This is a genomic window from Paenibacillus sp. F411, assembly GCF_017582705.1.
GTDB classification, from domain to species: Bacteria; Bacillota; Bacilli; order Paenibacillales; family Paenibacillaceae; genus Paenibacillus_AQ; species Paenibacillus_AQ algicola.
In genome coordinates, this window is record NZ_JAGFIP010000003.1 from 42,065 (window position 1) to 56,502 (window position 14,438).

The window sequence follows — 14,438 nt, forward strand, 5'->3', positions numbered from 1 at the left end:
CGTATCACCCCCTCACATCATTTTCGTTCTGCGGAAGCTGCTTGAGCGCATCCACGACTTCTTCGAGCTTCATGCCCCGGGAGGCCTTGACCAGCACAATATCCTGTGAGCCTACAGACTCCGCGAGCGCTTCAATCAGAGCCGCTTTATCCGTAAAGGCGCTGATCTGTGCTTGGGATAACCGGGTTTGGGCCGCTTCCGCGATGTGCAGGGCAAGCGGTCCGTATGTATAAAGATGATCGATATGCTCTACCGCGATATAATGTCCGATCTCTGCATGGTACTCCTGCTCCTGATCCCCCAGCTCCAGCATGTCCCCGAGCACGGCAATCCGCCGTCTATAGCCATTCATGCCTGCCAATACATCCAGTGCTGCCTTGACAGACAGCGGACTGGCATTGTAAGCATCATTCAGCACGGTTACCCCGTGTGTGGTTTGAATGGCTTCAATGCGCATGCTTGTCAGCTTGAGGGAAGCAAAGCCTTCACGCATATCCTCTCTGCTGACGCCAAAATGAGACGCTACTGCCATGGCAGCCAGCGCATTAATGACATTGTGCTTGCCTAGCAGCGGAAGACTGAAGCTTTCGCCTTCATACAAGGTGGAGGTGAATATTACCCCCTTCTCATGGAACATCAGGCCAGCAGGTGAATTATCATTGCTTGGCTCTGTCCCAAACTTAAAGACCGAATATTGCTCTGGCTGCCGGGTTTCAGGCTCAGCAAGCACTTCATGCAGTAAAGGCTCATCCCCGTGAAAAACAAGGAGGCCGCCTTCTTGAAGGCCGCTTAATATTTCTGCCTTGGCGCGGGCAATCTCTTTTCTAGAGCCAAGCTGCAGCAAATGGGACTCCCCGATATTCGTAATGACCGCCACATCCGGGCGGGCAAGCTTCGAGAGCAGCTCAATTTCATGCCGCCCGCTCATGCCCATTTCCAGAACGACAATCTCTGTATCCGCCGGCATCCCCAGTACAGTCAGCGGAAGTCCGATCTGATTGTTGAAATTGCCTTGCGTTTTGTGCACGTTATAACGGGTCCCGAGCAAGGAGGTTACCATATCCTTAACGGTCGTTTTCCCGTTACTGCCTGTAATGCCCACGACCTTAACGCCGGTCTCTCTTAGGTATGCAGCCGCCAGAGACTGCAGCGCCAAAAGCGTGTCCTCCACTAGAACTACCGGCCCTTCGGGCGGGGTGCCGTGGTTTGTCTGCCACAGCACCGCCGAGGCTCCCTGCTGCAATGCCGCCTCTGCATAATCATGGCCGTCAAACCGTTCCCCGGCCAGCGGCACGTACAGACAGCCCTGCGGCAGGGTCCGGGAATCGGTAGACACCCCTTGAATGCTGATGGAATGATTCTCACTGTGTATAAGCACACCGCCGCACATGGCTGCGATGTGTTTCAGATTGGTATGGATCACAATTGTCTGCCCCTTATCGCTTCTTTTGCAACGATACGGTCATCAAAGTCCAGGACTTGATTCCGTATCAGTTGGTAGGTTTCATGGCCTTTCCCCGCAATCAATACTACATCTCCCGGGCTTGCCATTTCAATAGCCTTTTTAATCGCGTCCCGCCGATCCTCAATCAGCTCATACCTTTCCTGCGGAATGCCTTCTGCTTTCAGGCCGGCTTCGATATCTTGAAGGATCTGTGCGGGATTCTCCGACCTTGGATTATCCGATGTGATAATGATCTGGTCGCTCCACTGAGCGGCAATCCGTCCCATAACAGGACGCTTGCTGCGATCCCGGTCGCCGCCGCAGCCGAATACGGTCAGAATCCGCTGCTGCGCAATTTCCTTCATCGTTCTTAGCACATTGTCCAGGCCATCCGGGGTATGCGCATAGTCCACAATAACCGCGAATGGCTGCCCCTCCGTCACCGGCTCCACCCGGCCTTCAACGCCTTGCATCTTCATAAGACTGGCCGCGATGCTCTCAAGCGGCACTCCTTCCAGCAAGGCAGCCGCAATGGCAGCCAGTGCATTATACACATTGAATCGGCCGACCATCTTCAGCTGGACATCCACCTGACCGCGAAACGTCTCGGCGCGGAAAAAGGTGCCTTGAGCGCTCACGGAAATATTAACGGCGCGAACATCAGCTTCCCGATCAATGCCATACGTGATGACCTCTGCTGACGTCAGCTTGGCATACACCTCCGACGATGGATCATCGACATTCATCACCGCATACTTGCGCCGTTTCGGGTCCTTGGAAAAAGCATTGCCCAGCCGGGAGAAAAACAATCCCTTCGCCGCTCGGTATTGCTCCAGAGAAGCATGATAATCGAGATGATCCTGCGTCAGGTTCGTGAATACCGCGGTGCGAAAATCAGTTCCTTTGACCCGGCCCTGCTCCAATGCGTGCGAGGATACCTCCATCACACAGAGCTGGACGCCGCTCTGCGCCATTTCACTCAAGGAGCGCTGCAGCTCCAGAGCACCCGGTGTCGTCCGGGATACCGGGTATGAGACTCCGCCAAAAGACATTCGAAGCGTACCGATCATTCCGGTCTCGACGCCGTGATCAATCATAATCTGATGAATGAGACAGGTCGTGGTCGTCTTTCCGTTCGTACCGGTGACTCCGATCAGGGTCATTCCGTGGCTTGGCTGCTGGTAGAAAGCATCTGCCAGCGCGGCCAGAGCAAATCGGCAGTCCTTGACGACAACCTGCGTAACCGGTATATCCAGCTGCCGGTTTACCAGCAGGGCGACAGCGCCCCGCTCCACCGCTTCCGCGGCATAATCGTGACCGTCCTTCTCGTAGCCCGGCAGACAGATAAATAGATCTCCCGCTTTCACCTGCCGCGAATCACAGGACAGGCCTGTAATTTCCGTATCCCCATCACCGGCAATCGCCGCCGCCGCAAGCACATCCATCAGCTCTTTCAGCTTCATCGTCATCCCCCTATACGCGGTGACTCTGGTTCCGCCATTCTAAATCCATGAAAAAGAGAGTCCCTAATGACTATGCTCCTCTTCGCCGGATGCATTCCCCATATATATTCGAATGGTTGAACCTCGCTCCACCCGGCTGCCCGCTTTGGGAGCCTGGTTGATGACGACGTTGCCTGTGCCTGACTTGGCCAGGTTGAAATTCATATTCAGATCCTCATACAGATCCTGAATGGTGGCTCCTACCAGATTTGGCACGGTAACTACCGGAGTTTCGCCGTATTTGTATTCCCTTGCCAGCTGATCACTACGCTTGGGCACCTTTAGGTAGTGCAGCGAATCCTCCAGAATATTCTGAACAATAGGTGCCGCGACGACGCCCCCGAACTGAATGCCCTTCGGATTGTCCACAGCAGCGTACACGACGATCTCCGGATCGTCAGCCGGCGCAAACCCGATAAAAGAAACAATATGCTCGGTAGTGGAGTAGCGGCCGTTAATGACCTTCTGGGCGGTTCCTGTCTTGCCTCCGACACGATAGCCGTCGATAAATGCCGGGCGGCCGGTCCCTTTCGCTACAACGCTCTCCAGCGCTTCGCGAATCTGCTTAGAGGTTTCTTCCGAAATGACCTGCCGGACGGGCGCAGATTCAATCTCATCCACAACCTCACCGGTTTCCGGATGAATCCAGGCCTTGGCGACATGCGGGGTATACAGCTTGCCCCCATTGATCGCAGCCGAGACGGCAGCCACCTGCTGGATGGGAGTTACAGACACCCCCTGTCCGAACGAGGTCGTTGCCAGCTCCACGGGACCAACCCGGTCCAGCTTGAACAGAATCCCGTTCTCTTCGCCGATCAGGTCAATGCCGGTTTTGGTACCGAAGCCAAAGTCGCGGATGTAATCGAACAACGTTTCTTTACCCAATTTTTGACCCAATGCGACAAAGCCGGGGTTGCAGGAGTTCTGGACGACCTCCATAAAGGTCTGGCTGCCATGGCCACCCCGCTTCCAGCAGCGCAGTCTGGCACCGCCAACCTCAACGAACCCCGGGTCAAAAAACATGTCGTTCTTCAGATCAACCTTTCCCTCTTCCAGCGCTGCAGCAAGCGTAATAATCTTAAAGGTAGAGCCCGGCTCATATGTCATCCAGATCGGCAGGTTCCGGTTATATACACTCGAATCCGCCTCACGGTAATGGGCCGGTGAATATCCCGGACGGCTGGCCATCGCAAGAATTTCGCCGTTTTTGGGATTCATGGCGATGGCCCAGCTGGCGTTTGCCTGGTATTTCACCATGGCCTGATCCAGCTCCCGTTCCATAATCGACTGCAGAGACTTATCCAGCGTTAATTCCAGATGAAGTCCGTCCTTCGGCTCGACATATTTCTCCGAGGAACCCGGCATCAGCCGTCCTCCCGCATCCGATAAATACGAGATGCTGCCGTTCAGGCCGCTCAGCTGGTCATCGAATTTTTTTTCGGTGCCGGTCAGGCCCTGATTGTCAATGCCGGTAAAGCCAAGAATATGTGCCGCCAGCCCTCCATAAGGATAGTAGCGCATATTATCCTCGGCTACGACGATGCCCGGCAGCTCCAGATCACGAATTTCCTGAGCCAGCTCCATCGTGATCTTTCGCCCGCCGGGCTTCAGCCGCTCGACCATTGAACCCTTTTTGGTAATCACTTTATACACCTGATCCTTGGTCATACCCAGCTTGGCTGCCAGCAGCTCTGCCGTCTTGTCCGGCTCTTTAATCTGGACCGGAATAGCCATAATGGTGGGTGTACTAATATTCGTAACGAGCGCCTCTCCGTTCCGATCGAGAATGTTGCCCCGTTCGGCGGTATAGGGAATATTACGGCGCCACAGCTCCTCCGCCTTGGCCGACAGCTCTGCGCCTTCACCCAGCTGGACATAGGCAAGCCGGATGACCAGGGCAGCAAACATCATTACAAGAAATAACAGGCTCCAGAACAATCGCTTTCGTCTAGATACTGCAGAAAATTTCAAAGCTCATTCCCTCCCCGTTCACCTGTTTACTCATAGAAAGCTCTATCTGATGAGTATTCGGTACAAACGGGGGATAGAACAAGCTACTCCTCGTCCTTCTCTCCGGACTCCTGCCCGGCTTCAGCTTCGGGCTCCCCTTCAGAAGGCTCTCCCTGCAACGATTCCGAGGACGATTTCAGCGTAAGGTAAACCACCCGGCCGTCCTTCTCCTTCGTGACCTTCTGATCGGCAATATAGCCTTCACCCTGCACATTGACCTTCACCTTCATCAGGTTCAGAATTTCCATAGCATCACGAAGTGACTCCCCCTGCATATCCGGGATTTCCATCTGGGCTGCATCCTCAGTCAGGAGGTAAATCCGCTGGCCGGCAGACAACGCCGTGCCCGGCGCGGGAACCTGCTTGACCAGGCTGCTTCCGCTGCCGAGCACCTCATACACGAAGCCTTCAGCCAGCAGCTTGGTCTTGATATCCTTCATGCTCATGCCGGAAAGCTCCGGTGCAACCCGTGTATCCGGCTGCAGCGCCGCTGCTTTGGCGGCTGTCGCATCCTCGGCAGCCTTCTCCGTCTTGGGAACACCCCAGTATTTCAAAGTCTGGGATACAATCTTCTGAAACAGCGGCGCTGCTACTGCGCCGCCCCCGAGCTGATCATTCGGCTCATCCACAATGACGAGCACAGCGATTCGGGGATCATCGACAGGAGCATACCCCGTGAAGGAAGCCACCAGCCTTGTGTTATCACTGTAATCACCCTTAACGGCCGTTCCGGTCTTTCCTGCAACACGGTAGCCCTCGATAAAGGCGTTATAGCCTGTGCCCTGCTCCTGATCGGCAACAACCTGCTCCAGGTAACCTCCGGTCTTGCGTGCGGTTTCCGGTGTGATGACTTGACGCACCAGCTCCGGCTGAATAACCTGAACCTCACCGGTATTAGGGTCCTGAATTTCCTTGACGATTTGCGGCTTCAGCAGCTTGCCCCCGTTAGCCACAGCAGATATGGCTGCAATCTGCTGAATCGGGGTAACCGAGACGGCATAGCCATAAGGCACCGTGGATATGTCAATGTCCCGGCTCATGTTCAGAATGCCCAGACTTTCGCCCGGAAGCTCGATGCCCGTCTTGCCGCTAAACCCGAACAAATTAATGTAATTCGTCAGCCGCTCCTTGCCGAGCATTTCATAGCCCAGCTTGACGAAGGCAACGTTACTGGAGCGCTTGACGCCCTCCAAATAAGTGATCGTTCCCCAGCCGTTGCGCTGGATATCCCAGTGCGTCCGTCCTCCGGACCGAATCGATCCGGATTTATAATAGGCATTGGGGTCAAACAAATTCTCCTGAATGGCACTGGCCAGCGTCACAATCTTAAAGGTCGAGCCCGGCTCATAAGTGGAGCGGATCGCATGATTATAATAATTGCTGTAATCCGATGCTACTTCCCAGTAAGTATTGGGATCAAAGGTAGGCAGATTCGCCATCCCGAGAATTTCCATGGTGTTCGGATCTGCCGCGATGACGGTCATGCTGACGGGCTCATATTGTTCATAAACCTCCCGCATGGCTTCCTCGATATAATGCTGAATGGTATCGTCAATGGTCAGCTTTATATTGCTGCCATTCTTGGCCGGCTGATACACATCGTCCGCAGACGGCAGCTTGACGCCTTTCTTATCGCTTTTATATTTGGCAAATCCGTCCACGCCCTTGAGCTGCTCATCGAACATGAGCTCAAAGCCATCCCGTGCCTGTCCCTGCCGATCGGTATAGCCCAGAATATGGGCTGCCAGTGAATGACGGGGATAAAAGCGCTTGTTCTCCGCAATCAGGTTAATTCCGGAATCCGGAACCTTTCCTTCTGACTGCAGCTGCAGCTCCAGCTCGTCCATCAGGCCCTGAATTTCCTCCCGCTTTTCTTCGCCAATCTTCCAGCCTTCATTTCGTACCTCGCGGTTGATCAGGTAATTCCCCTTATCGTCCTTGGCTGTGACCAGCTTGACCAGCTCATCCTTGTTCTTGCTAAGCAGACGGTTCAGCCCATCAACCACCTCGTCCTGCAGCCCGTTGGCTTGAATTACCCTCGGATTGACCACTACGGTATAAGCCGGTGCATCCATAGCAAGGATATCGCCGTCCCGGTCCGAGATCGTGCCCCTTGAAGCTGTGAGCGTCTGCTCCCGTTCCCAGTTCTGCATCGCTCTTTCCCGCCAGGAGTCCGTATCGACGACCTGCAGCCAGAATACACGGACTATCAAAACAGCAAAAAAGAGGGTGATGAATCCCCCTATTAGCAGTGAACGCATTTTAATTTTTTTGATCATCGGTTCAACCTCACTATCCTAGTTTCCCGACGCCTTGCCTGCAGTACCTGCAGCATTGCTATGGCCCGGTAAGTGAATGGCCTCGCTCTGCTCAGCCTGGATATATCCAAGCTCCTTCGCCTTTTGAACAATTCCCATCTCCAGTGTCTGCTTCTTGACCTGCAGGACATCCATGCTCTTGCCTGCTTCATGGATCTGATAGTCCGACTTCTGGATCTGCCGGTTGAGCTCGTACATCTTGACGTGGCCCATTCCGATCCAGCCCATCACCGCGACTACAAACATGACAGACAGCAGATAGAGCAGTTTTTCTTTCTGGGGCAGCTGGGAACGGCGTCTGATTACCGTTGTTTTCTCAACATATCCATTGTGGCGTTCCTTCTGTCTCTCCTGAACGGCCAGGTTTCCGCGGGTATAGGCCATGGCTGAATTCTCCTTGTTTGTTATTGGGTCAATCTACAATTTCTCGGCTATGCGCAGCTTCGCGGAGCGGGAACGCGGATTCATGGCGATCTCCTCATCCCTTGGAATGATCGGCTTCCGATTCACCAGCTTCAGCTGTCCTTCTCCCCCGCCGCATACGCACATTGGAAAATCAGGGGGACAGGTGCATTTGGCAACATAGCTGTTAAAAATTTGCTTGCATATCCGGTCCTCCAGCGAGTGGAAGGTAATGACCGAAACTCTGCCGCCTGGAGCAAGGCATTTCACGGCCTGATGCAGCGCATCCTCAAATGCCCCCAATTCGTCATTCACGGCAATGCGCAGTGCCTGAAAGCTTCGCTTCGCAGGGTGGCCTCCCGTACGTCTTGCAGCAGCAGGAATCCCTTCTTTGATGAGCTCCACCAGCTGCCCTGTCGTTTCAACACGCTGATTGGCTCTTTTCTCACAGATGACCTTGGCGATCCGCCTGGAAAACTTCTCTTCCCCATACTGATACAGAATTCTGGCAATTTCCTGCTCCGGCCATTCATTGATAATCTCCGCTGCCGTAAGGCCCGCTGACTGATCCATTCTCATATCCAGCGGTGCGTCATGGTTGTAGCTGAACCCCCGTTCTCCTTCGTCGAACTGAGGCGAAGAAACACCGAGATCGAACAATATTCCGTGAACGCGCGACACGCCGTCAGCATCCGGCTCCACCTGCTCTTGCAGCACCTGTTCAAGATCTCTGAAGTTGGTTTTGACAAGCGTCACTTTATGCTCTTCCTGGCCTAGAACCTCCTTGGCGTTATCTAGCGCCCAATCATCCTGATCCAGTGCAATCAGACGACCCTGATCACCAAGCTGGGAAGCAATTAAAGCACTGTGGCCGGCTCCTCCCAGCGTACAGTCCACGTAAATCCCTTCCTGCTGGATGCGCAGCCCCTCTGTCGCTTCTTCTTTTAGTACCGTGATGTGATGAAACAAGCTGCAGCCCTCCATAATGTGCAATTCATCCTGAACATTGTCTTATGTACGGATTGTCTTTCTCTATAAGTCAAAATTAAAATCAACCAGCTTCTCGGCAATATCATTAAACGCTTCTTCTGACTGCTGGTAGTATTCATTCCATTTGTCCTTGCTCCATACCTCGACCCGGCTGGATACGCCGATCACGACACACTCTTTATCCAGCTTGGCGAACTCGCGGAGATTGGCCGGTAAATTTACCCTTCCCTGTTTGTCCCATTCGCATTCCGCTGCACCGGAGAAAAAGAACCGTGAAAAGGCCCGGGCATCGGATTTCATCAGCGGCAGTGATTTGAGCTTCTGTTCCATGACAGCCCATTCTTCATGAGGATAGACAAAGAGGCATTGATCCAGCCCTCTGGTAACAACAAAAGAGCTGCCTAACAGTTCCCGGAATTTGGCAGGGATCGTTAATCTGCCTTTATCATCGATGTTATGCTGATACTCCCCCATAAACATCCGGTCACTCACCCCTTACCCCATTTCCCCCACTTTACACCACTTTCCACCACATTAGAATAATAGATTCTTCGTTTTTAATCAAATTCCTTCTGGTTTTTAACCATTTTTTCAGGATTACCGGAAATTCCCCAAATTGAAAAAAGCTCTGCCGCCCCCTTTCAGGAGAGACAGAGCTTCTCGAAGACTTGGCCAAACCCTTATAAATCTGTGATTTTAGTGCTCGGCCCAGCTGTCCAGGTAGGATTTCTGAGCCTCGCTAAGCTGATCAATTCCCATTCCAAGACTCTCCAGCTTATAGCGCGCTACCTGCTCGTCGAGCTCGTAAGGCACGTTCACGACCCGGCTTCCGATGCTGTTGTGCAGATCGTTGACATATTTCAGAGAAAGCGCCTGAAGCGCAAAGGTCATATCCATAATTTCTGCCGGGTGGCCGTCTCCCGCTGCCAGGTTGACAAGGCGTCCCTCGGCAAGCAGGTAAATCTTGCGTCCATCCTTCAGCTGATATTCCTCAATGTTGCGGCGGACCGTCCGTACAGACTGGGAGCGGGCTTGCAGCTCCGGCTTGTTAACCTCTACATCAAAGTGACCCGCATTGGACAAAATCGCGCCGTCCTTCATCACATCATAGTGCTCACCCGTGATGACATCCCGGTTGCCCGTGACCGTGACGAAGAAGTCACCCTCGCGTGCCGCTTCATGCATCGGCATAACCCGGAAGCCATCCATGTACGCTTCCACGGCCTTGATTGCATCGATTTCCGTGACAATGACATTCGCTCCAAGGCCCTTGGCCCGCATCGCCACGCCTTTACCGCACCAGCCGTAGCCCACGACGACCACAGTCTTGCCCGCTACAACCAGATTCGTTGTCCGGTTAATGCCATCCCACACGGACTGTCCTGTGCCGTAACGGTTATCGAACAAATATTTACAGTACGCATCATTAACGGCAACCATCGGGAACTTCAAGGCGCCTTCCTTCTCCAAGGCTTTCAGGCGCAGAATGCCTGTAGTCGTCTCCTCGGCACCGCCGCGCACAGTTTCCAGCAGCTCTGGACGCTCTGCATGCAGGATCGTTACCAGATCTCCGCCATCGTCGATAATGAGATCCGGCTTGGTTTCAAGTGCCCGGATCATCAGCTCTTTATATTCTTTCGGCTCCGGATTATATTTCGCAAACACGGTAACGCCGTCCTCTACCAGCGCTGCACATACATCGTCCTGTGTTGACAGCGGATTACTGCCCGTAATGGTTACGTCCGCGCCGCCAGCCTGAATAACCTTCGCAAGGTAAGCTGTTTTGGCTTCCAGATGAAGAGAAATGGCCACCTTCAGTCCCTTAAAGGGCTGCTCTGCTTCAAACTGCTTACGAACCTTGTTCAGCACAGGCATATGCGCCTCAACCCAGTCAATCTTCAGATGTCCTTCCGGTGCCAGACCCAGATCCGTAATAATACTGTTCTCTACTGATTTGGAACTCAAATGCAACGCCTCCCATGAATCATATAATTTAAAGATAAACCGCCCGGTGCTGTCCGGTATCATCATAAGGCAAGCTCAGCAGCTGATCAATAAGCCCCATTCCGTAACGGTTCAAATAATAAAACACATTATATACGCGCTCCTGCGGACGTCCAAGCGGCATCAGCTCGGTTTCAAGGCAATCCCACTGTCTCAAGGCTGCACGATGCTGCTGCTCCAGCGCGAGCCTGGAGCGGTCCAGCAGGTAGTCCATTTGTTCCAGAATTTTGCCGTGGTTCACTTCACCCAGGCGCATCAGACCTGGCTGCAGCCGCCCCAAATCCTGAAGCAGCGGCTCATACAAAGCGGTAAAAGCCGCCTTCGTCTCCTGAAACCGATCACTCAGCCCGACCTCATCCTGCTCCTCCAGCCAGCGGCTTCGCTGCTCGCCCAGTCCCTGCACAATATCCTGGAAGCTCACGTTGTATTTATCCATCCATTTGGGCAGCGTCGGGCTGACAAGGCTGAATGACATTCGCGGCAGGATCAGCGGCATCTGAAGCTCCAGCTCCTGAAAAGCATGCCGCGTGATGGCCCAGTACGAGATCTCCCCTTGGCCCAGCACCGTACCAAGCACCGGGAGAACAGCATCCTGCATTAAGGGCCGTGTAAGAACATTATTGCTGAAGCGCTCCGGATATGCACGCAATTCATCCAGCAGCTCCTCCTCCGAGAAGGAGACCAGCCCCTTGCGGTCTGTAAACCGGCCTTCCTCCTTGAACAGCAGGAGCCGCTTGTCCTCATGCACATAAAACAGATTAGCTCCATCAGGGTGCACCTCGGCCTGAACCTCATACGAAAGGCTCTCGAGCTCTCCTGCTGCTCTCTTATACGCGTCAGTCAATGCATCACTGCGGGTAATCAGCTGTTCAAAGACCGGCTTCTCCAGAGCTCTCAGGCCCCGGTCTGCAGAATCCATCAGAACCAGCCCATGCTTCCCGAACAGCTCTCCCATCAGCTGGGCAAAGGCTCCGCTTAATTCTTCATGCTTCGACGCCCGCTGCAGCACATCCAGCACGTCCTTCTTAAACGGACTATCCTCCAGCAGCTGCTGAATCTCTCTTAATGCTTCATCCCATTGAGTCCGGCTCACCGGAGTGTAGCTTACAGAGGTGCGGGATGCCCCTTCGCTATCCATGCGGATTCTGGAAGGGCCCTGATCTGCAGCCGGCAGGTAGGTATGATTTACCTCATCCCAGTCATGGTCCTCCCCGGCAATCCAGAATACGGGAATTACCGGTCGGCCCAGCATAGCCTCTGCCTTCCTCGCTGCCTGAATGATAGTAATGGCCTTATAGATGACGAGCATGGGGCCTGTGAACAGACCGCTCTGCTGCCCCCCGGCAATGACCAGAGCATCCTCCTTCTCCAGCAGTTCCAGAGATTTATGTACCTCGACATGTGTATTATGGACATAATCATTGTAGCTGCGCAAACAGCCTGCCAGCGCCGAGCGGCTGATATATCTGCCGTAGCTCTGACTCAGCCAGTCTGCCCGCTGCTTCCATGCCGCAGGTTCCCAGGGACTGCCGCCGTAAAATGGACTCACCTGATCGTAATGATGTATATAGTCATACGAAAGCCGGGAGCCGCCGGACAAAGGCTCCGGAATGATATTCATGAAAGCTCCTCCTATTCTCGCGGGTGCTCAAGTTAACTTACTTTATTAAAGCCTTTCTTGATTGTACCGAATGTGAGGCTTCTCCGTCAAAGGAAAAGAAAACAGCAGGGCACAGCCCGGCACCGGATCAAAAAAAAACCGTTCCTTCTACAAATGGATCCTGCCGGCCACTTGCAAAAGAAACGGTTATGTTGTCACACAGCTCAAGCATACGGCTTGCTCACCCAGTGCCCCGGTGACACCTCAACCAGCTCCGTGTCCTGCTCTTCCAGCAGCACGGTTCCGTCCTCGCCCTTCACCGCCGAGATCGGTCCCTGACCGCTGTCCTCCATCGTCAAGCGCTGCTTGCTGCTTTCAATTTCCGGATCAGGGACCGGGATGGCAGACAGCAGGGTCTGCGTGTACGGATGAATGGGATTTCCATAAAGCTCCTCGCTTTCAGCCAGCTCAACCATTTTGCCCAAATACATGACAGCGACCCGGTCACTGATATGCTTGACCATAGACAGGTCATGGGCAATGAAGAGGTACGTCAGTCCCAGCCGCTCCTGAAGGTCCTTGAGCAAATTTACAACCTGTGCCTGTATGGATACATCCAGCGCAGATATGGGCTCGTCACAGATGATGAACTTCGGATTAACCGCCAGAGAGCGGGCAATGCCGATCCGCTGCCGCTGACCGCCTGAGAATTCATGGGGATACCGCGTGGCATGATCGCTGTTCAGTCCGACCATATCCAGCAGCTCCTCGACCCGCTTCTTCCGCTCTGCGCGGCTGCCGGCCATCCCGTGAATGTCCAGCGCTTCGCCGATAATATCCGTGACCGTGAATCTGGGATTCAAGGACGCATAGGGGTCTTGAAAGATCATCTGCATATCGCGCCGCATGACCTTCATCTTGCGGGGTGACAGCTTGTAAATATCGGTGCCCTGAAAAAACACACTCCCCGCTGTCGGCTCATACAGCCGCAGAATGGTGCGGCCTGCCGTCGATTTGCCGCAGCCTGACTCACCGACCATGCCAAGCGTCTCTCCCTCATGGATTGTGAAGTTAAGGTCATCTACAGCTTTCAGAACCTTGCCTCCGCCCACTTGAAAATACTTTTTCAGCCCTTGCACCTGGAGCAGGACGTTCTCCTTCATGACGGCTCCGCCTCCTGTGCCATCGGATGCAGATTCCAGCACCGGGCCATATGCGTATGACTGAACACGGTTGCACCAGGATCAATCCGGGCGCAGATTCTCATAGCCTCCTCACAACGGGCTGTAAAGGGGCAGCCCACCGGCGGCTTAATGAGATCCGGAGGTGTACCCATAATCGGAATCAGCGGCTCATCCTTTGGCTGATCCAGGCGGGGCATGGAACGCAGAAGACCCTTGGTGTACGGATGCTGAGGGTTTTTGAAAATTTCCCATTTGTTCCCCGTCTCCACAACCTCACCGGCATACATGACAATCACACGATCACACATCCCGGCCACGACGCCGAGATCATGAGTAATAAGGATGATCGACGTCCCCAAACGACGCTGCATGTCCTTCATCACATCCATAATCTGCGCCTGGATAGTAACATCCAGCGCGGTCGTGGGCTCATCAGCGATCAGCAAAGACGGGCTGCAGGCGAGTGCGATGGCAATCATGGCCCGCTGCCGCATACCGCCGGAGAACTCATGAGGATATTGATGAAAACGCTCCTCGGCATGCTTGATGCCGACCAGCTTCAGCATCTCCACGGCTCTGCTTTTGGCAGCGGAAGAGGACAGGCCCTGATGCTTCTCCAGCCCTTCTGTGATCTGGCGTCCGATCTTGAGCGTCGGATTCAAAGAAGTCATCGGGTCCTGAAATATCATGCCGATATCCTTGCCGCGGATGGCTTCCATCTGCTTGTTGCTTTTTTGCAGCAGGTTCTCGCCCTTGAACAGAATCTCCCCTCGCTTGATCCGCGACGGCGGTGAGGGAATCAGACGCATAATGCTTTGGGCGGTCACGCTTTTACCGCTGCCGGACTCCCCTACGATGGCGACAGTCTCGCCTTTATGGACCTCAAAACTCACGCCGCGGACCGCCTTCACCTCTCCGCCCCTGACCTCAAAAGAAACATTCAGGTCCTTGACCTGTAAAATCGGGTCCATTTTCATCACACTC

At 53.9% G+C, this 14,438-nt stretch carries 11 protein-coding genes; all 11 read right to left on the reverse strand.

The genetic code is table 11. From position 1 onward, the window contains the following. Positions 1-4 precede the first annotated feature (4 nt). Complete coding sequence (locus tag JJQ72_RS04345) at positions 5-1,420, reverse strand: UDP-N-acetylmuramoyl-tripeptide--D-alanyl-D-alanine ligase (protein ID WP_407669153.1); 1,416 nt, start codon at positions 1,418-1,420, stop codon at positions 5-7. Beyond that, positions 1,420-2,907 (reverse strand): UDP-N-acetylmuramoyl-L-alanyl-D-glutamate--2,6-diaminopimelate ligase, encoded by a 1,488-nt coding sequence (locus tag JJQ72_RS04350; RefSeq protein ID WP_208202902.1) that lies wholly within the window; start codon positions 2,905-2,907, stop codon positions 1,420-1,422. The genes JJQ72_RS04345 and JJQ72_RS04350 overlap by 1 nt, the downstream gene beginning before the upstream one ends. Positions 2,908-2,970: 63 nt before the next feature. Beyond that, positions 2,971-4,917 carry a stage V sporulation protein D gene (locus JJQ72_RS04355; RefSeq protein WP_138225287.1) on the reverse strand — a complete coding sequence of 649 codons (1,947 nt, stop codon included), beginning with the start codon at positions 4,915-4,917 and terminating at the stop codon, positions 2,971-2,973. A gap of 83 nt (positions 4,918-5,000) precedes the next feature. After that, positions 5,001-7,235, reverse strand: coding sequence for a penicillin-binding transpeptidase domain-containing protein (locus tag JJQ72_RS04360; protein WP_208202903.1), 2,235 nt, complete (start codon positions 7,233-7,235; stop codon positions 5,001-5,003). 18 nt (positions 7,236-7,253) lie between these two features. After that, positions 7,254-7,658 carry a cell division protein FtsL gene (locus tag JJQ72_RS04365; RefSeq protein ID WP_138225285.1) on the reverse strand — a complete coding sequence of 135 codons (405 nt, stop codon included), beginning with the start codon at positions 7,656-7,658 and terminating at the stop codon, positions 7,254-7,256. 33 nt (positions 7,659-7,691) lie between these two features. Further along, complete coding sequence (gene rsmH / locus JJQ72_RS04370; protein ID WP_138225284.1) at positions 7,692-8,645, reverse strand: 16S rRNA (cytosine(1402)-N(4))-methyltransferase RsmH; 954 nt, start codon at positions 8,643-8,645, stop codon at positions 7,692-7,694. A gap of 63 nt (positions 8,646-8,708) precedes the next feature. Continuing rightward, complete coding sequence (gene mraZ / locus JJQ72_RS04375) at positions 8,709-9,146, reverse strand: division/cell wall cluster transcriptional repressor MraZ (protein ID WP_208203002.1); 438 nt, start codon at positions 9,144-9,146, stop codon at positions 8,709-8,711. A 216-nt stretch (positions 9,147-9,362) separates the two neighbouring features. Next, a complete protein-coding gene (locus JJQ72_RS04380) occupies positions 9,363-10,631 on the reverse strand; it encodes an adenosylhomocysteinase (RefSeq protein ID WP_208202904.1) in 1,269 nt (422 codons plus the stop codon). A gap of 28 nt (positions 10,632-10,659) precedes the next feature. Further along, positions 10,660-12,291, reverse strand: coding sequence for a bacillithiol biosynthesis cysteine-adding enzyme BshC (bshC, locus tag JJQ72_RS04385; protein ID WP_208202905.1), 1,632 nt, complete (start codon positions 12,289-12,291; stop codon positions 10,660-10,662). Between the two features lie 203 nt (positions 12,292-12,494). Further along, positions 12,495-13,433, reverse strand: a complete 939-nt coding sequence (locus JJQ72_RS04390) for an ABC transporter ATP-binding protein (protein ID WP_138225281.1) — start codon at positions 13,431-13,433, stop codon at positions 12,495-12,497. Further along, positions 13,430-14,425, reverse strand: coding sequence for an ABC transporter ATP-binding protein (locus tag JJQ72_RS04395; RefSeq protein WP_279591684.1), 996 nt, complete (start codon positions 14,423-14,425; stop codon positions 13,430-13,432). Before JJQ72_RS04395 ends, JJQ72_RS04390 begins: the two co-directional genes overlap by 4 nt. Between the last annotated feature and the right edge of the window lie 13 nt (positions 14,426-14,438).